The organism is Methylobacterium sp. J-070 (genome assembly GCF_022829385.1).
In the GTDB taxonomy this organism is placed as follows: Bacteria; Pseudomonadota; Alphaproteobacteria; order Rhizobiales; family Beijerinckiaceae; genus Methylobacterium.
Window position 1 is genome coordinate 17,353 of sequence record NZ_JAKSXX010000201.1, and the last position, 15,980, is coordinate 33,332.

Annotated in this window: 18 protein-coding genes; 10 read left to right on the forward strand and 8 right to left on the reverse strand. The window is 71.2% G+C overall.

The window, feature by feature from the left end:
- The first annotated feature begins 295 nt into the window (after nucleotides 1-295).
- Both MKL01_RS21115 and MKL01_RS21120 read left to right on the forward strand, forming a co-directional pair.
- Nucleotides 296-1,273 (forward strand): SPFH domain-containing protein, encoded by a 978-nt coding sequence (locus tag MKL01_RS21115; protein WP_243907149.1) that lies wholly within the window; start codon nucleotides 296-298, stop codon nucleotides 1,271-1,273.
- 5 nt (nucleotides 1,274-1,278) lie between these two features.
- Nucleotides 1,279-1,734 carry an NfeD family protein gene (locus tag MKL01_RS21120; RefSeq protein WP_243907150.1) on the forward strand — a complete coding sequence of 152 codons (456 nt, stop codon included), beginning with the start codon at nucleotides 1,279-1,281 and terminating at the stop codon, nucleotides 1,732-1,734.
- Between the two features lie 119 nt (nucleotides 1,735-1,853).
- Here MKL01_RS21120 and MKL01_RS21125 read toward each other — a convergent pair whose 3' ends face one another.
- Both MKL01_RS21125 and MKL01_RS21130 read right to left on the reverse strand, forming a co-directional pair.
- A complete protein-coding gene (locus MKL01_RS21125; protein WP_243907151.1) occupies nucleotides 1,854-2,636 on the reverse strand; it encodes an alpha/beta fold hydrolase in 783 nt (260 codons plus the stop codon).
- Between the two features lie 289 nt (nucleotides 2,637-2,925).
- Nucleotides 2,926-5,805: a phosphoenolpyruvate carboxylase gene (locus MKL01_RS21130; protein WP_243907152.1), complete on the reverse strand. Its 2,880-nt coding sequence runs from the start codon at nucleotides 5,803-5,805 to the stop codon at nucleotides 2,926-2,928.
- 129 nt (nucleotides 5,806-5,934) lie between these two features.
- Between MKL01_RS21130 and MKL01_RS21135 the strand changes: the two genes are divergently transcribed.
- Together MKL01_RS21135 and MKL01_RS21140 are read left to right on the forward strand one after the other, a co-directional pair.
- A complete protein-coding gene (locus MKL01_RS21135) occupies nucleotides 5,935-6,237 on the forward strand; it encodes a hypothetical protein (protein WP_243907153.1) in 303 nt (100 codons plus the stop codon).
- Nucleotides 6,234-6,890, forward strand: a complete 657-nt coding sequence (locus tag MKL01_RS21140) for a hypothetical protein (RefSeq protein WP_243907154.1) — start codon at nucleotides 6,234-6,236, stop codon at nucleotides 6,888-6,890. The genes MKL01_RS21135 and MKL01_RS21140 overlap by 4 nt, the downstream gene beginning before the upstream one ends.
- 4 nt (nucleotides 6,891-6,894) lie before the next feature.
- Here MKL01_RS21140 and MKL01_RS21145 read toward each other — a convergent pair whose 3' ends face one another.
- On the reverse strand, nucleotides 6,895-7,260 hold the full coding sequence (locus MKL01_RS21145) for a helix-hairpin-helix domain-containing protein (RefSeq protein ID WP_243907155.1): 366 nt from the start codon (nucleotides 7,258-7,260) through the stop codon (nucleotides 6,895-6,897).
- Between the two features lie 226 nt (nucleotides 7,261-7,486).
- On the opposite strand from MKL01_RS21145, the gene rpmF reads away from it, so the two are divergent.
- The gene (rpmF, locus tag MKL01_RS21150; RefSeq protein ID WP_003601373.1) at nucleotides 7,487-7,675 is read left to right on the forward strand and encodes a 50S ribosomal protein L32; all 189 of its coding nucleotides are present in this window, start codon (nucleotides 7,487-7,489) and stop codon (nucleotides 7,673-7,675) included.
- Nucleotides 7,676-7,835: 160 nt separating this feature from the next.
- On the opposite strand, the gene MKL01_RS21155 is transcribed toward rpmF, so the two are convergent.
- Entirely contained in the window at nucleotides 7,836-8,138 is a 303-nt protein-coding gene (locus MKL01_RS21155; RefSeq protein ID WP_243907156.1) for a hypothetical protein, read from the reverse strand.
- 95 nt (nucleotides 8,139-8,233) lie between these two features.
- Nucleotides 8,234-8,818 (reverse strand): polyhydroxyalkanoate synthesis repressor PhaR, encoded by a 585-nt coding sequence (gene phaR / locus MKL01_RS21160; RefSeq protein ID WP_243907157.1) that lies wholly within the window; start codon nucleotides 8,816-8,818, stop codon nucleotides 8,234-8,236.
- Between the two features lie 328 nt (nucleotides 8,819-9,146).
- On the opposite strand from phaR, the gene MKL01_RS21165 reads away from it, so the two are divergent.
- The 3 genes from MKL01_RS21165 to MKL01_RS21175 all read left to right on the forward strand — a co-directional run bounded on the left by MKL01_RS21165 (nucleotide 9,147) and on the right by MKL01_RS21175 (nucleotide 11,763).
- Complete coding sequence (locus MKL01_RS21165) at nucleotides 9,147-10,331, forward strand: acetyl-CoA C-acetyltransferase (protein ID WP_243907158.1); 1,185 nt, start codon at nucleotides 9,147-9,149, stop codon at nucleotides 10,329-10,331.
- 114 nt (nucleotides 10,332-10,445) lie between these two features.
- Nucleotides 10,446-11,174, forward strand: a complete 729-nt coding sequence (gene phbB, locus MKL01_RS21170; protein ID WP_243907159.1) for an acetoacetyl-CoA reductase — start codon at nucleotides 10,446-10,448, stop codon at nucleotides 11,172-11,174.
- 253 nt (nucleotides 11,175-11,427) lie between these two features.
- Entirely contained in the window at nucleotides 11,428-11,763 is a 336-nt protein-coding gene (locus MKL01_RS21175) for a hypothetical protein (protein ID WP_243907160.1), read from the forward strand.
- Nucleotides 11,764-11,916: 153 nt separating this feature from the next.
- Here the strand turns inward: MKL01_RS21175 and MKL01_RS21180 are convergent, their stop codons facing one another.
- Entirely contained in the window at nucleotides 11,917-13,143 is a 1,227-nt protein-coding gene (locus MKL01_RS21180) for a glycerophosphodiester phosphodiesterase family protein (RefSeq protein WP_243907161.1), read from the reverse strand.
- A gap of 97 nt (nucleotides 13,144-13,240) precedes the next feature.
- On the opposite strand from MKL01_RS21180, the gene MKL01_RS21185 reads away from it, so the two are divergent.
- Nucleotides 13,241-14,155 carry a DMT family transporter gene (locus MKL01_RS21185; protein WP_243907162.1) on the forward strand — a complete coding sequence of 305 codons (915 nt, stop codon included), beginning with the start codon at nucleotides 13,241-13,243 and terminating at the stop codon, nucleotides 14,153-14,155.
- Here the strand turns inward: MKL01_RS21185 and MKL01_RS21190 are convergent.
- On the reverse strand, nucleotides 14,152-14,580 hold the full coding sequence (locus tag MKL01_RS21190) for a cupin domain-containing protein (RefSeq protein ID WP_243907163.1): 429 nt from the start codon (nucleotides 14,578-14,580) through the stop codon (nucleotides 14,152-14,154). The two genes, MKL01_RS21185 and MKL01_RS21190, sit on opposite strands and share 4 nt — an antisense overlap.
- Before the next feature lie 82 nt (nucleotides 14,581-14,662).
- Here MKL01_RS21190 and MKL01_RS21195 point away from each other — a divergent pair, with 82 nt between their 5' ends.
- On the forward strand, nucleotides 14,663-15,286 hold the full coding sequence (locus tag MKL01_RS21195; protein ID WP_243907164.1) for a ribonuclease D: 624 nt from the start codon (nucleotides 14,663-14,665) through the stop codon (nucleotides 15,284-15,286).
- A 26-nt stretch (nucleotides 15,287-15,312) separates the two neighbouring features.
- Here MKL01_RS21195 and MKL01_RS21200 read toward each other — a convergent pair whose 3' ends face one another.
- Nucleotides 15,313-15,951, reverse strand: a complete 639-nt coding sequence (locus tag MKL01_RS21200; protein WP_243907165.1) for a VOC family protein — start codon at nucleotides 15,949-15,951, stop codon at nucleotides 15,313-15,315.
- Nucleotides 15,952-15,980: the final 29 nt, after the last annotated feature.

Below are 15,980 nucleotides of genomic sequence, written 5' to 3' on the forward strand. Positions count from 1 at the left end.
GAATCCGGTTGGATGGGGATATCTACCGCCCGCAGCGGCGAGAAAGGACTTCTTTCCGCGGCGAAGCTAGCGGTTATCATGCCGATTGTTTCTTCAACAAGCGTTGCGTTCCCGGAACTGGCGCGACGGGAGATGCGGCGCTGGTCGGATTTCTAGGGCCGGCGGCCTGAACCCAACATGATCGACATCGGTGGACCGCCGTTCACACGGGGCCGGTCGGCTCGGTCGCGGCGGCCGCCACGAGCTGTTACGCTCCGCCGTCTCCGCCCGCAGGGCGGGCAGGGAGGGGGCGTCGATGGGTCTTCCGTTCGGCCTGAGCGTGTTCGCGGTGGGCGTCGCGGCGCTCGTCATCATCACTCTGGCGGCCGGCGTGAAGATCGTCCCTCAGGGTTACGTCTACACGGTGGAGCGCTTCGGCCGCTATGCCCGCAGCCTGGAGGCCGGTCTCGGCCTGATCACCCCGTTCGTCGAGCGCGTCGGCCGGCGGGTCAACGTGATGGAGCAGGTGATCGACGTCCCGAGCCAGCAGGCCTTCACCCGCGACAATGCCGGGGTGACCATCGACGCGGTGGTGTTCTACCAGGTGCTCGACGCGGCGCGCGCCTCCTACGAAGTCTCGAAGCTGGATCTGGCCGCCACGACCCTGACCATGACCAACATCCGCACCGTCGTCGGCGGGATGGACCTCGACCAGTTGCTGGCGCACCGCGACGAGATCAACGAGCGGCTGCTCCGGGTGATGGACGCGGCGGCCTCGCCCTGGGGCGTCAAGATCAACCGGATCGAGATCAAGGACATCGTGCTCCCGGCCGATCTCGCCGGCGCCATGGCGCGCCAGATGAAGGCCGAGCGCGAGAAGCGCGCCTCGATCCTGGAGGCCGAAGGGCAGCGCGCCGCCGAGATCCTGCGGGCGGAGGGGCGCAAGCAATCGGCGATCCTGGAGGCGGAGGGCCGCCGCGAGGCCGCGTTCCGCGACGCGGAGGCCCGCGAGCGTTCCGCCGAGGCCGAGGCGGCGGCGACCGGGATGGTCAGCCGGGCGATCGCCGAGGGCGACATCGCGGCGGCAAATTTCCTGGTGGCGGAAAAGTACGTCGATGCGGTGCGCGCGCTGGCGACCGCGCCGAACCAGCGGGTGGTGGTGGTGCCGATCGAGGCGGCGGCGCTGGCCGGGACGCTCGGCGGCATCGGTGAGCTCACCCGCGCGGTGTTCGGCGACGGTGCGCCGCCGCGGCGGGCAGGACCGCCGCCCGACGTCGCCCGGCCGCGGACCTGACGCCGGTGACGCTGGCATCCATGGCCGGGACGATCGAGGCCCTCGGGGCCGCCTGGAGCTGGGTCATCGCCGGCCTGGTGCTGGCGGGCGCCGAGATCCTGGTGCCGGGCATGTTCCTGATCTGGCTGGGTCTGGCGGCCCTCGCCACCGGGCTCGCGACGGCGGCCCTTCCGGTGCCCTGGCAGGGCCAGACCCTGCTGTTCGCAGCGCTCGCGGTCGCCCTGGTCGGGCTCGCGACCCGCCTGCACCGGCGCGGCGGTCCGCCGGGGACGGGGCTCAACCGGGCCGACCGCGGGCTGATCGGACGCGAGGGCCTGCTGGAGGAGCCGATCGTGCAGGGTTCGGGACGCATCCGGTTCGACGACACGCTGTGGCGGGTCAGCGGGCCGGACCTGCCGGCGGGCGGACGGGTGCGGGTGGTAGGGCTTGCCGGCACGGTGCTGCGGGTGGAGGCGGTTTGAGGCGGCGGCAGCGGAGGTTGCCGGACAGGCTCGCGAGCGTCGGCTTGCGGCCCCTGCGGGGCAGGCCGAGGCGCGTCGGGGCGTCCCGTTCGGTTTCCGCGGTTGGCGCAGGCCGCCGCTCAGTCGCGAGGGCCGGGCGGATAGCCGGCAGCCTCAAGGATGAGGTCTGCGATCTCCCGAGGGTGCGAGATCAGGGATAAGTGGCTCGCCTTCAGCTCGATCGTCCTGGCGTTCATCCGCTTGGCCATGAAGCGTTCGAGATCCGGGTCGATGGTGCGGTCCTCGGTCGAGACCGCGTAGTAGCTCGGCTTCGACCGCCACGCCGCCTGACCGATCTTTCCCGCCAGCAGGGCACGGTGGAAGGGCTGCTGGACCGCGAACAGCACCCTGGCCCTCTCCGCCGGCAGGTCGCCGGCGAAGTCCTTCAGGAACGCCGCCTCGCTCAGACGCCCCTCGTCCGCGTCGAACACGATCCCCGCCGAGGCCGGCGGCGTCGGGTAGGTCCTGGCGAGCGCCGCGTAGTCCTCGCCGGCATCCGGCGCCCGGGCTGCGACGTAGACCAGCGCCGAGACGTTCGGGTCGACGCCGGCCTCCGTGACGATCATGCCGGAGAAGGAATGTCCGACGAGGACGGTCGGCCCCTCCTGCCGGGCCAGCACGCGCCGCGCCGAGGCGACCGCCTCCTCCAGGGTGGTCAGGGGGTTCTGCACCGAGGTGACGTTCAGGCCCGCGGCCTGCAATCGCGGGATCACCTCCGACCAGCACGACCCGTCGGCGAAGAGCCCGTGCACCAGCACGACGTTGCGTGCCCCGGGCGGCTCCTGGCCGGACGCGGCTGCGGGCAGCATCGCCGATGCGGCGGCGGCTGCGAGCGCGCGATGCAGGTCCCGACGGCTCATCATCGGCGCGTGTCTCCATCCGGGGCCCATGGGCGGTGGCGCAGATCGGCGGTGCAGCCTATGGGCGGTGCCGAAACTCCCCCTGGTTCGAATGTCGGGGTCGAAGGGTTACACGCACCCCCGGTTCTTCGGTGTCACGCCGACGGATGTCCCGATCGGGTCGGGAGCGCGGGCACGGCAACGTCCGCCGCGTGCGCTGCCCCTCGGACGCGGACCCGCCGGGGATCCCAAAGCGGCGCCGGCTGGGCGGCCGAGCCGGGCGTACGGACCCCCGCCCGTCGGTATCCTCGGCCTACCCGAACGCCCCGACCTCGTGCTGGATCATCCCGGAGATCTCGCGCACCTGATCGAACATCCGGCGGATCGGCTGGAACAGGTTGGCGTGCTCGGCCTCGTAGGTGCCGACGTCCCGGGGCCCCGCCGTCTCGCCGAAGTTCAGGCCCAGCGTCGGGTCCGGGGTGACCGGGAAGATCTCGTCCAGGAGCTTCAGGCAGCCGTCGATGTCGAGGCGCAGGAAGCGCTCCAGCAACTGCTCGCGGGAGATGCCCGCCTGCGGCCGGAAGCCCGGGATGTGCACCGCCAGGAACCAGATCCGGTGGATCAGTGCCAGCCGCAGGGCATGCAGCAGCGTCAGCCGCGCCGACATGGCGGGCAGGTCCGGGGCGGCGGCCGTCAGGGCGAGCCAGTCCCGGGTCAGCCGGCCGAACAGGCTTCTGAGCGCCGAGGCGAGGTCGAGCCGCTCCAGCGCCCCGGAGATCACCACGAGCTCGTCCCGGCGGAAATCCTTCTGCGTGCGGCGCGCCCGCTCCAGCCACACGGCCGGGTCGAGGGTGTCGATGTAGGCGCGCAGAACGTCGAGATCCCCCACCGACGCCGCGTGCTGCACCAGCCGGAAGGCGCGGGAGAAGCGCACCGAGTCCCGGCGCATGTCGCGGAACAGGTCGGGCCCGCGCTGGGCGGCGCGGCCGATCCCGTGCAGCGAATTCGCCAGGAATCCGAGCTGGTGGAGGATCGCGTTATTGGGGATCGCCCGCATCTGGCGCGGATGGGTGATCCGGACCGGGCCGCCATTGTCGGTCTGGCGGGCCACGGGCCGCGAGCCGGTCCGGTCGATCAGGTTCGGGCCGAAGGTCCCGAGCAGCGCGGCGTAGCCCGGATCGTCGACCAGCGCCTCCATGTCCTGGCGCGCCGCGGTGAAGAATTCCAGGGCGAAGTCCGCCTCGGAGTAGATCGGGTCGTCCCCGGCCGCGGCCCCCTCCGGACGATCGTTGAGGGCATAGTCCGAGAACGTGTCGTCCTCGGCGACGTCCAGCGCGTAGACGTGCTCGGCGATGCGGGCGATGCTCGCGGCCGCCAGGGCTTCGGTGCCGTAGAGAAGGTAGCCGTCGGTGCCCTGGAAGCTCGATTCGAGCCGGACCTTGATGCCGGCCTTGCGGGCCCGGTCCCGGGCGTCCTCGGGGGCCAGGTAGGCGAGGCGGTCGCGCAGCGAGGTCGGATGGGCGCCGCGCCCGATCGACTCGCCGTGCGTGTCGAAGATCGCCAGCTCGATGTCGGCCAAGCCGTTCTGGACCAGCATCTCGGTGATGCGCAGCCGCAGCCGCTCGATCCAGAAGGTCGCGGCGAGCTGTCCGACGTAGCGGCCCGAATCCGAGTAGCCGAACTGCACGGTCAGCCGGCCGATGCGCTTCAGGTACTGGCGCCAGTGCGGGTTGCGCAGGGCGTCGTCGAGCACCCGGATGCCCTGCTCCAGCGCGCTCGCCGTCTCGAATAGCGGCGTGATCTCCAGCTTGTCGGCGATGCCGTAGTGGCGCGCCAGCCAGAGGGCGGACAGCAGCGTGTAGCCGGTCTCGGTCTCGGCGATCAGGAAGCGCACCGGATGGGTGCCGTCCACGTGCTTGAGGATCTGGGCGATGGTCATCATCAGCCGGGCGGCCGAGGCGCGCTCGGCGGCGAGCGCGCCGAAATCCACCGCCACCGGGCGGACGTCGTTCAGAAGCGCGTGGATCGTGGCGAGGTGCGAGCGGCGCCGGGCCGCGTCGGTGGGCTCGCCCTCCAGATCGATCACCCGGCGGACCGCGTTGTGGATCTGGCTGGCGTTCAGCCGGAAGTGCGGCAGGGCGTTCGACAGGCCGTGGGTGGCGACGCCGGCGCGCAGCACGGCGATCCTGTGCCGGTCGGCCTCGTCTCCGTCGGCCTCCAGCGCCGCGGTGAGCCCCGCGATCAGGGCGCCCGCATCGGTCTGGGCCCGCTCCCGCTCGATGATCAGCGCCAGGGCGAACCGGTGCACGGCTTCGAGGGACGGGTGCTCGCCGAGGCGCGGCGCGACCGCGAGCTGCCGGTTCACCGCCGCCAGCGCGCCCTCGGCCAGCCCGCGGACGTCCCGGCAGGCGGCGCCCTCGGGCAACTCGCGCATCACCCGGTCGAACTGCATGCGCTTCGAGATCAGCCGGTAGCGCAGGGTGTCCCACCATCCGATATCGGTCCGCCCATCCGTGTCGCAGCCGACCCAGCTGGCGATGGCGAAGGGGCGAGGCGTCAGCTCGGTCCACCGGTCCGGCCAGCGGGCGCGGGCGGCGTGCAGCAGGGCGCCGTTGAAGGCGTCCAGCGCCAGCCGCCCGTTGTTGGCCGCCGCGCAGGCCTGCTCGAATTCGACGTCCAGCGTGATCGGCGCGTCCGGCCGCGTCGAGAACGCGGCGGCGCGGGCGATCAGTTCGGTGCGCGCCCCGCCATCGGGGAGGCTGGCCGCCTCGGCGAGGAGGCTCGCCACGGCCCGGGGCATGCCGAAGGTCGGATGGGCGGTGAACACCACCGCGAAGGCCGTGCGGTTCAGGGAGGTCGCGAAGGCCGCGAAATTCTCGGGACCGTCCGGCACGGCCGCCACGAGACGCGCCGGAATGCCGGCTTGCGGATCGGACGGGCCGGCTTCCAGACCGACATAGGCGCGAAGCCGCGACGCCCGGGCCTCCAGGGCGGCGGCACGCAGCCGCGCGAACAGCCCGTCGAGGTCGTCGACCGTGATCTCGTTCCGGTCGAAGTGCCGCGTGATCGCCAGGGTCACGGCCAGCACCGGATTGCGGAACGGATCCTCCCGGGCCTGCTCCCGCGCCGCCTCGATCAGGCCGAGGAGATGGCCCTCCAGCTCGTCGGGTTCGCGACTCGGCTCGTGCTGCATCGATCGATCCCGCTTCCGGCCCACCCGCGTCTATCCGGTCCATCGCACCACGCAAGGAGCGTTCCGCGCGCGACGGGGTGCCCGATGGGGTGACGGCGGCCCTCCGCGCGGGTTAGAGCTTCACGCAGCATGGAGCGCCTGCTGATCATCCTGGCGGTACTGGTCTTCGCCGTCGCCGTGGTGTCGGTCGCCGCGATGGCGGCACGGGGCCGGCGCGCGCCGCTCCGCCTCGACGCCGACCTCGACGCCGAGGACGAACACCTCGTCATCGGCGATGTCGACGCGCGCCGGAGCCCCATCGACCGCGCGGCGCAGGTGCTCGATCCGCACGTGCTCGACCTGGAAGCGACCGAATTGGAACCGATCAGAGTGCTCGGCGGGCGGAATCGAGGAAACGCGCCCGAGCGCGATCGGTCGAGGTCAGGGTCGTGAGGGCGCGGGTCCGAATCGCGTCGGCGCTGATTCTGGCCGGATCGGCGGGCGTCCCGCCGGGGTTGGCCGCCCCGGGCACGGCGGCCCCGCAGCCCCCGATCCAGGCCGCGCCGGCGCCGCCGGCCGCCCCGCCGCCCGCCGGGGCGGCTCCGACGCCGCCGCAGATGCCGGCGGCCGGCCCGGTGCTCGAGCAGCCCTGCGGGGCCCAGGCGGCCCGGTTCGAGAGCGCCAAGGGCTTCAGGATGGTGATCATCCGGGCCGGGCAGATCCGCACGACGAACCCGCTCCGACCCCTCACGCCCGAACTCAACGAGGTGCTGCAGGTCGTGTTGGCCGGCAAGGCCGCGACCGCCTACGGGCCGGATTTCACGACGCTGCGGCGCGGCAGCGCGCCGGCGGCGATCGAGGCCATGCTGGGCGGTCCGATCCGCTGGGAAGCGGCCTTGCCGACGCTGCCCGATCCCATCGCCATCGTGAGCGAGGACGGTACCCCGCTGGCGCAGCTCGCGTTCAAAGCCTGCGAGCCGCCCCCCGCCGTGAAGGCGCCCAAGGCGGAGGCCCGAAAGAAGGCCCCCGCCCGGCGGCCGCCCCCGAAGGCGGCCGAGAAGACACCCCCCGGGTTCTCCCTGCCCCAGGGGGCGATCGCCGAATAGGCGGCTATTTCTGCTTGGCGATGACCTTGTCCTTGATGCCGTCGTACACGTTGGCCGGGATGATCTTCTTGGAGACCAGCTCGTCCTTTCCGCGATAGGGACGGCCCTTGATGATCGCCGCCGCCCGGGCCGCACCGATGCCCGGGAGCGCGTCGAGATCCGCCGCGCTGGCGCTGTTGAGATCGATGAGCGCGCCCTTGGCGGCGTTCGGCGGTCCGGCGACCGGGGCGCTCGGCGCGGTGGGCCTCGCTGGCGCCGCGGGCGTCGCCGCGCTGGGCGCCTGCGGGGCGGGCGCCTGGGCCAGCGCGGGGGCCGCCACGAGGCTCGTCAGCAGGGCGAGGAGGGCGAGGGTCTTGGTGGGGGAAGCCATGGCGTTACTCCCGTGGATGCGGCCCGCTCCGCGGCACCGTCCCGCCAGAACTGGGGCTTCCAGCTTGAACCCGCGCTTAACGGTTGTGGTCCGGCGCCTCTAGCCACGAGCCGGCCCCGGCGCTATAAGCCCGCCCTCATCCGTATCCCGCGGTGTGCGAGGCGATCCTCGATCGAGGAGCCGCCCGCGCGCCGCTTTGTCCGCGGCGTCACGAAGGATCACTGCCATGGCCGTTCCGAAGCGAAAGACCTCCCCCTCCCGCCGCGGCATGCGCCGCTCGGCCGACGCCCTGAAGGCGCCGACCTACGTGGAGGACAAGGATTCGGGCGAGCTGCGCCGTCCGCACCACATCGACCTGAAGACCGGCATGTATCGCGGCCGTCAGGTCCTCAAGGTGAAGTCCGCCGAGGCCTGAGCCGCGCGCGACGACCACCCAGCCATTCCTGGGCGCGGGAGGCGCGCCCGGGATCCGGAGCCGCACGGGGCGCCCAGTTTGGCGCCGTCGGCGAATCGGCATGGCGGACCCTTCTGCGCGGTCCCGGATCGACGGGGCTGCGTATCCGCGGCGTGGAGCCTTACGCGAGGCGGCGCGCGGTATCCGCGTAGCGCGCGGCGGCCATCCGCGTCCGCTCCAGGCGCGACGGGAGCAGCGTCGGGTCTTCGACTGTCAGCAACTGCGCGATGAAGCCGGCGCGGGCGCGTCCCGCGGCGGGGCGCGCCTCTGCGACCGACCTACCTGACCGTCCCCCATCGATCACGACGAGCGCGCGTCCCAAAGTGGGCGCCGTCTCCGCCTGGGGCTCGGTGGCGTGCGGCACGCCCCGTACGGGCGCCACCTGTGCCGGCCCGAGACGGCTGTCTGTTCCGATCCGCGCCATCGCAGCACCCTCCGCACGTTTCCGTGCCGATGTTGCAAAGATGGGGCCGGTGTTTACTAATCGTCAACCTTCTTTACCGCCGCACCGGCCGGCATTTATTTCTTTGCGAGCGCTTCCAGGCGCTGCTGCATCTCCAGCATCTGGCGCTTGAGATCGTCCAGCTCGCCACCGCCGTAGGATGCCGGTGCGGTCGGCGCTGGCACGCCGGCGTTCGGCGGCGCGAATCCCGTGAACATCTTCATGGCGTCGCCGAAGAAGTTCATGTTGGCGCGCACCTGCTGCTCGATGGCGTTCTGGAACGCGGCCGGCCCGAAGCTGTGGGCGAACTTCTCGCGCAGGCCGTCCTGATCCTTGGCGAAATTGGCCATCGAGAATTCCAGGAAGCTCGGCACCATCGTGCGCATGCTGTCGCCGTAGAAGCGGATCAGCTGGCGCAGGAAGGCCACCGGCAGAAGGTTCTCGGCGCCGGCCTTGTTCTCCTGCTCGAAGATGATCTGCGTCAGCACCGAGCGGGTGATGTCGTCACCGGTGCGCGCGTCGTAGACGACGAAGTCCTCGCCGTTCTGCACCATGGTGGCGAGGTCCTCGAGGGTCACGTAGGTCGAGGTGCCCGTGTGATAGAGGCGCCGGTTGGCGTACTTCTTGATGACGGTCTGGGAAGCCTTGACGGTATCCGCCATCGGGAACGGCCTTTCTGGAACTCGGGACCTGGGGGGCGTTGCGGGCACGCCGTGCGGCCCGGCGGAGCCGTCTTCGCGCCCGCAACACGATCCTTAAAGCCTTCCATGGGCGCAGAAAACAGCAAACTGCAACTGTTCAACGCAGAATAATGCAGGCGATTGCGGCCGCTCTGCGCCATTTCAGTCTCGCGATCACGTCATCCGGGCCTTTTCGCACCGCGTTGCGCAACCTTGACTTCGCCGATCCAGCGCCCTTCATCCCCAGGCCGGCATCAGAGCGCGCCCGAACAGCGGAAGGCGCGCCGGCTCGCGAGAGGAGAACGTTCACATGGCAGGCAGCGAAGAGATCGTCATCGTCGGCGCCGCGCGCACGCCGGTCGGCTCGTTCGGCGGCGCCTTCGGCGCGGTACCGGCCCACGAACTCGGCGCCACCGCGATCAAGGCGGCCCTCGAGCGCGCCAAGGTCTCGCCCGACGAGGTCGATGAGGTGATCTTCGGCCAGGTCCTCACCGCGGGCGCGGGCCAGAATCCGGCCCGGCAGGCGGCGATCAGGGCCGGCATCCCCGAGAAGGCCACCGCCTGGGGTCTCAACCAGGTCTGCGGCTCGGGGCTGCGGACCGTCGCCATCGGCATGCAGCAGATCGCCAGCGGCGACGCCAAGATCATCGTGGCGGGCGGTCAGGAATCGATGTCGCTCTCGCCCCACGCGCAGTACCTGCGCGGTGGCCAGAAGATGGGCGACATCAAGCTTGTCGACACCATGATCAAGGACGGGCTCTGGGACGCGTTCAACGGCTACCACATGGGCCAGACCGCCGAGAACGTCGCCCAGGCCTTCCAGCTGACCCGGGAGCAGCAGGACCAGTTCGCGACGCGCTCGCAGAACAAGGCCGAGGCCGCCCGCAACGAGGGCCGGTTCAAGGAGGAGATCGTGGCCGTCACGGTGCCCGGCCGGAAGGGCGACACGGTGGTCGACACGGACGAATACATCCGCGACGGCGCCACCCTGGAGGCGATGGGCAAGCTGAAGCCCGCCTTCTCCAAGGAGGGGACGGTGACAGCCGCCAACGCGTCGGGCCTCAACGACGGCGCGGCCGCCCTCGTGCTGATGTCGGCCTCGGAGGCCGAGCGCCGCTGCCTCACCCCGCTCGCCAGGATCAAGTCCTGGGCGACCGCGGGCGTCGACCCGAAGGTGATGGGCACCGGCCCGATCCCGGCCTCCCGCAAGGCCCTGGAGAAGGCGGGCTGGAAGCCGTCCGACCTCGACCTGATCGAGGCCAACGAGGCCTTCGCCGCCCAGGCGCTCGCGGTGAACAAGGACATGGGCTGGGACGACGCCAAGGTGAACGTCAATGGCGGCGCCATCGCCATCGGCCACCCGATCGGCGCGTCGGGCGCCCGCGTCCTCGTCACCCTGCTGCACGAGATGAAGCGGCGCGACGCCAAGAAGGGCCTCGCCACGCTGTGCATCGGCGGCGGCATGGGCGTGGCGATGTGCCTCGAGCGCGCGTGACGGGTCGTCAAAGCCTGGCGCGTTCGACAAGTTGGCGTTGAAGCCAACGTCACAAAAATTCGCGTGCGGACGCCATCCGCACGCGGCATCACGTGATGCAAACAGGAGGAAACAATGGCTCAAGGACGCGTCGCCCTGGTCACGGGCGGGACACGCGGCATCGGCGCGGCGATCTCGAAGCGGCTGAAGGACAAGGGCTACCGGGTCGCGGCCAATTATGCCGGCAACGACGAGGCGGCCAACGCCTTCAAGGCGGAGACCGGGATCCCGGTCTTCAAGTTCGACGTGGGCGATCTCGCGAGCTGCCAGGCCGGCATCAAGGCGATCGAGTCCGAACTCGGCCCGGTCGAGGTGCTGGTCAACAACGCCGGCATCACCCGCGACGGCGCCTTCCACAAGATGGACTTCGAGAAGTGGCAGGCGGTCATCCGCACCAACCTCGACTCGATGTTCACCTGCACGCGGCCGTTGATCGAGGGCATGCGCAACCGCGGCTTCGGGCGCATCATCATCATCTCGTCGATCAACGGCCAGAAGGGGCAGGCCGGCCAGACGAACTACTCCGCCGCCAAGGCCGGCGTGATCGGCTTCGCCAAGGCCCTGGCGCAGGAGAGCGCGTCCAAGGGCATCACGGTGAACGTGATCGCGCCCGGCTACATCGCCACAGAGATGGTCATGGCGGTGGCGGAGGACATCCGGAACAAGATCATCTCGACGATCCCGACCGGGCGCCTCGGCGAGGCCGACGAGATCGCGCACGCGGTCGAGTATCTCGCCAGCGACGAGGCGGGCTTCGTCAACGGTTCGACGCTGACCATCAACGGCGGCCAGCACTACGTCTGATCGCTCCGGGGCGCGCCGGGCCTCGGGCCGGTGCGCCCCATCCGGGCGTGTAAGCGCCTGCGCCCGTCCGATTCCGGCGAAGTCCCGACCCGGCGGCTTCCATCACGTCCGCCGAGAAGCCGATAGGGCGGCCAGCGATCCGCGCGATCGCGCGCGTGTTCTGAGGCACCAACGCTCCGAACGATCCCGTATAGATCTCCTTCCGTCGCGGCGCGGTTGTTGCCGCCGACAGAAGAACGGGACCGCTCGACTCATGAACGACCGATTCGAACGCAACGTCCGTGTCCATCATGTCGACGATTGCGAAACTTCTACTTCGCGCCGCCGTGCCGCATCGCCGCTCGACGATGCGCACCAAGACCGGTTCCGCGGGCCCCGGCACCCCAACCGGGCCATCTTCGTGTCCGTCGCCCTCTTCGGAAGCGCGATCGGGATCGTCACCGCAGACCTCCGGGCGTTCGCCCTGGCAATCGTCCTCAGCACCCTTCTGCTGTGCGCAGGCTACGCGCTGATCCGGCGCCGGCTCGGCTGGCAGCCGCTGAGCTTCGACTACCTGTTCGCGCTCATCCACGTCCTGTCGCCGTTCTGAGCCGCCCCCGAGCCAGTCTGCCCCCAACTCGAAATCCTCAAGCCGAAGAGGCCGTCATGACGCTCGCCCTGACCATCGCCTGCCTGCTCATGGTCAATGCCGTGATGGCCGGCCTGTTCTCGCTGGTCGCGCTCTGGGCCGACTGAGTCCGGCCTACGGCGCGCCGACGCAATTGGCGTAGAAGGTCGTGGTCGCGGGCCAGTCCGAGAAGACGCCCATGACGCCGACCTGCCCGTGCAGCACGTCGAGCAGCCGGAGGATGTCGCCGTCGCCGGTGACCACCGGCCTGATCGACTGGTAATAATATCCGCCACCGTCCTTCAGCGGCCCCGAGCGCTCCAGCGACCACGCGATCAGGCCGAGGCCGGCCTGCTTCGCCGCCCGGGCATAGGTCGAGGGTTCGATCGCGCCGTCCGGGCCCGGGCGGACCAGCATCCACAGGGGCGGCGCCAGAATCCGGACGTGCTTGGCGGCAAGCTCCGCCATGCCGGGCTGCCAGGTTGCCGGGTTCTCCGGGTCGAAGCCCTTGGCGGTCTCGTCGCGGTTGTCGAGGAAGATCGCCTGCCGGCCGAAATCCGGGTCCTTGTCCAGCCAGTACAGGATGTCGCGAAGCTGGAAGCTCTGCGGATAGACCTCGGAGGCGGGGATGCCGGCTTCCTTGTACTCGTCGATCAGCTGCTGCGCGTACATGTCCTGGGTGTAGTGGCCCTCGAACGGCATCGCGACCTGCGGGGCCTTCAATTCGGGGGTGAACTTCCGGCCCATGCCCTTCACCAGGGCGATGTACTCCCTGTGCGACATCAGCGTGCCGGTGTTCGCGTAGAGGTCCGTGCGCCAGCGCGGCGTCGCGTTCATGTAGGCGGTGAGCGTCGTGGCGTCCGGATCGGCCGCGTCCATCTTGCCGTTGAGCGACTTGAACTCCTCCAGCGTCAGGTCGCTGGTGCAGCACTTGGCCGAGGCCTTGCGGCCGGTGGCGGGATCGGCCGGCTCGAAGCCCTGCGTGCATTTCGCCGCCAGGGATGGCCGCGCCAGGATGTCGGTGGTGGTGTGCAGGTCGCACTGGCTGTGGCGGCAGACGAGCTGCCGGTCCTTGGTGAAGGCGACGTCGCACTCGATGATCCCGGCGCCCATCCGCTGGGCGGCGATCAGGCCCTCCCGTGTGTGCTCGGGGAACATCAGCGGGGCGCCGCGATGCGAGATCGAGAAGGTCCGCGGCGTGTAGGTCCGGTCGACCCCGCAGGCGGCGAGCTTGTCCTTGAGGGGGCCGGGCTTCAGCTGGTCGACGAGGTAGAACGGCCGGGGGCCGAGCTGGGCGGCCTCCCCGGCGAGTCCCGGGCCTCCCGCCAGGATCAGCGCCAGCCCCGCCATGATCGCACGCATCGCAACTCTCCCGTTCGGCTTCGCCGGTAGTGCGCGACGGTGACAGGGGCGTGAACCCGGCCTCGCCGACTCGGGGCCGGCGTGATAGCGGCCGGTCATGAGCGAGTCCGCATCGATCTCTTCCGCCCGTGCGGCGAACGCGTCCGCCACGCTGGCGGGCTTCGGCGCGATCCTCCTGTGGTCGCTGCTCGCCCTCTTCACCGCGGCGTCCGGTGCCGTGCCGCCGTTCCAGCTCGCCGCCATGACCTTCCTGGTCGGCGGCCTGTGCGGCTGCGCCACCTGGATCGCCCGTCCGGGCCGCGCCCGCGCGCTGTTCCAGCCCTGGCCGGTCTGGCTGCTCGGGGTCGGCGGCCTGTTCGGCTACCACGCCCTCTACTTCAGCGCCCTGCGCCTGGCGCCGCCGGCCGAGGCCGGGCTGATCAACTACCTCTGGCCGCTGCTGATCGTGCTGTTCTCCGCGCGGCTGCCGGGTTCGGGCGGCCTGCGCGCCGGGCATCTCGCGGGGGCGGTGCTGGGGCTCGCCGGCGTCGCGGCCCTGTTCGTGGGCCGGGGCAACCTCGATTTCGCCGCCGGCGCGATGCCCGGCTACGCGGCCTCCCTGGCGGCGGCCTTCGTGTGGGCCGGCTACTCGGTGCTGTCGGCGCGGGTCGGCGCGGTGCCGACCGACGCGGTCGCCGGGTTCTGCCTGGTCACCGCGGCGCTGAGCCTCGCCTGCCATGTCGTCTTCGAGGCGACGGTCTTGCCCGCTGATGCGGCGCAATGGGGCGCCGTGCTGCTCCTCGGGATCGGGCCGGTGGGGGCGGCCTTCTACCTCTGGGATATCGGCTGCAAGCGCGGCGACGTCCGGCTGCTCGGTGTCGCGGCCTACGCGGCGCCGGTGCTGTCGACGCTGATCCTGGTGGCGACCGGCTACGCCAGCCCGGGCCCGGCCCTGGCGCTCGCCTGCCTGCTGATCGTCGCCGGCGCGCTGACGGCGGTGCGCGCCTCCCGGGCGGGCCCGAAGGCCCTCTAACCCCGCGGCGTCGGCCGCCAGTCGGGCGGTGCCATCTCGAAGCCCGAGAAATCGAAGCCCGGCGAAACCGTGCAGCCGACCAGCGTCCAGGCGCCGAGGCTGGTCGCCGTCTGCCAGTGGCCGGCCGGGACCACGCATTGCGGGCGCTGTCCGGCGGCGAGGTCCGGCCCGAGATGCCGGGCCTCCGCGTCGTGCCCGTTCGGGCTCGTGGTGATCACCAGCGGCGCGCCGGCGTGCCAGTGCCAGATCTCGGTGGCGTCGACCCGGTGCCAGGCCGAGGCCTCGCCGATGTCGAGCAGGAAGTAGATCGCCGTGCCGACCGAGCGGCCGTCCACGGTCCGCGGATCGCGGAACGTCTCGCGGTAATGGCCGCCCTCCGGGTGGGGCTTCAACCCCAGGGTCGCGATCACCTCGGCCGCTGTCATGCCCGCATCCTCCGTCCGCCCCCGGCTTGCCGCCACTTGGCGCCGATGCTACCGGCCGAAAACCCTTATGGTACGGAAAAATATGCCGAGCCCGATCGTGCGCCTCCACCGCGGCGACCTGCCCGCCGACTACGATGCCGGCCGGGCGGTGGCCATCGACACCGAGACGCTCGGCCTCAACCCGCACCGGGACCGGCTCTGCGTGGTGCAGATCTCCACCGGCGACGGCACGGCGGACGTGGTCCAGATCCCCCAGGACGGGCCGGAGCCGGTGGTGCTCAAGCGCGTTCTCGCAGATCCCGAGATCCTGAAGATCTTCCACTTCGCCCGGTTCGACGTGGCGGTGCTGTTCAAGGCGTTCGGGGTGATGCCGGGGCCGGTCTACTGCACCAAGATCGCCTCCAAGCTGGCCCGGACCTACACCGACCGGCACGGGCTCAAGGACGTGGTCCGGGAGCTCGTGGGCGTCGACCTGTCCAAGCAGCAGCAATCCTCAGACTGGGGCGCCGAGACGCTGACGCAGGCGCAGCAGGATTACGCCGCCTCCGACGTGCTCTACCTGCACGCCGCCCGGGACAGGCTCGACGCCATGCTGGCCCGCGAGGGCCGCGCCGATCTCGCGGCCGCCTGCTTCGCCTTCCTGCCGACCCGCGCCCGCCTCGACCTCGACGGCTGGCCCGAGGTGGACATCTTTGCGCATAGCTGAGGATCCGGCGTCCGGCGGCTGGGCCGTCAGGTCAGCGTCCGGGGGCCGGACGGCGTCGTGATCCGGGCGGTCCAGCGCGGGCCGTCGCCCTGCACGACCTCCGGAGGCTCCACCAGCTTGAGCGCGGCGTGAAGCGGGCGCGCGGCGTCCGGATCGGGATGCGTCAGGACGAGCGTCTCGAGCCGGGCCCCGAAATCCGGCATCGTCCGGGCGGGATTGCCGCCGGGCCCCCAATCCATCACGCAGGGCGCGGCGCCGTCCGCCGGCCATGCCCCGTCCGGGCGCAGTCCGAAACGCCACGACAGGGCGCCGCGGGTCACCGTGGCGGCCTCGCCGAGCAGGTCGCCCTGGGCGGCGAGCACCCCGTCGAGATCGCCCGTGCGGGCGACGAAGCCGCGCAGCCGCCGGCCTGCATCCCAGTCCGCCCGCACCTGTGCCGCGTCGCTGAGGCCGAACCAGCGGGCGCGGGGCGGCGCGGGCGCCTCGGGATCGACGGCGATCACTTCCAGGAACAGGGCGTCGCCGAGGCGCAGCAGGTGGTTGCGGGTGCCCATCGCCTCGTGGCGGCCGCCCTCCGGCATGGCGAGGCCGAGGCAGTTGCGGACATGCGCCACGCCCTCCGCGAGTTCCGGCGCGACGACGACGAGGTGGTCCAGGGTGAGCATGGATTGATCCGCCACTTCGAACGATCGGA

What these genes read in the sequence shown, in the direction of transcription:
- MKL01_RS21115 (WP_243907149.1), top strand. Translation starts at nt 296, where the DNA reads ATGGGTCTTCCGTTCGGCCTGAGCGTGTTCGCGGTGGGCGTCGCGGCG.
- MKL01_RS21125 (WP_243907151.1), bottom strand. Translation starts at nt 2,636, where the DNA reads ATGATGAGCCGTCGGGACCTGCATCGCGCGCTCGCAGCCGCCGCCGCA.
- MKL01_RS21130 (WP_243907152.1), bottom strand. Translation starts at nt 5,805, where the DNA reads ATGCAGCACGAGCCGAGTCGCGAACCCGACGAGCTGGAGGGCCATCTC.
- MKL01_RS21135 (WP_243907153.1), top strand. Translation starts at nt 5,935, where the DNA reads ATGGAGCGCCTGCTGATCATCCTGGCGGTACTGGTCTTCGCCGTCGCC.
- MKL01_RS21145 (WP_243907155.1), bottom strand. Translation starts at nt 7,260, where the DNA reads ATGGCTTCCCCCACCAAGACCCTCGCCCTCCTCGCCCTGCTGACGAGC.
- rpmF (WP_003601373.1), top strand. Translation starts at nt 7,487, where the DNA reads ATGGCCGTTCCGAAGCGAAAGACCTCCCCCTCCCGCCGCGGCATGCGC.
- MKL01_RS21155 (WP_243907156.1), bottom strand. Translation starts at nt 8,138, where the DNA reads ATGGCGCGGATCGGAACAGACAGCCGTCTCGGGCCGGCACAGGTGGCG.
- phaR (WP_243907157.1), bottom strand. Translation starts at nt 8,818, where the DNA reads ATGGCGGATACCGTCAAGGCTTCCCAGACCGTCATCAAGAAGTACGCC.
- MKL01_RS21165 (WP_243907158.1), top strand. Translation starts at nt 9,147, where the DNA reads ATGGCAGGCAGCGAAGAGATCGTCATCGTCGGCGCCGCGCGCACGCCG.
- phbB (WP_243907159.1), top strand. Translation starts at nt 10,446, where the DNA reads ATGGCTCAAGGACGCGTCGCCCTGGTCACGGGCGGGACACGCGGCATC.
- MKL01_RS21175 (WP_243907160.1), top strand. Translation starts at nt 11,428, where the DNA reads ATGAACGACCGATTCGAACGCAACGTCCGTGTCCATCATGTCGACGAT.
- MKL01_RS21180 (WP_243907161.1), bottom strand. Translation starts at nt 13,143, where the DNA reads ATGCGTGCGATCATGGCGGGGCTGGCGCTGATCCTGGCGGGAGGCCCG.
- MKL01_RS21185 (WP_243907162.1), top strand. Translation starts at nt 13,241, where the DNA reads ATGAGCGAGTCCGCATCGATCTCTTCCGCCCGTGCGGCGAACGCGTCC.
- MKL01_RS21190 (WP_243907163.1), bottom strand. Translation starts at nt 14,580, where the DNA reads ATGACAGCGGCCGAGGTGATCGCGACCCTGGGGTTGAAGCCCCACCCG.
- MKL01_RS21195 (WP_243907164.1), top strand. Translation starts at nt 14,663, where the DNA reads ATGCCGAGCCCGATCGTGCGCCTCCACCGCGGCGACCTGCCCGCCGAC.
- MKL01_RS21200 (WP_243907165.1), bottom strand. Translation starts at nt 15,951, where the DNA reads ATGCTCACCCTGGACCACCTCGTCGTCGTCGCGCCGGAACTCGCGGAG.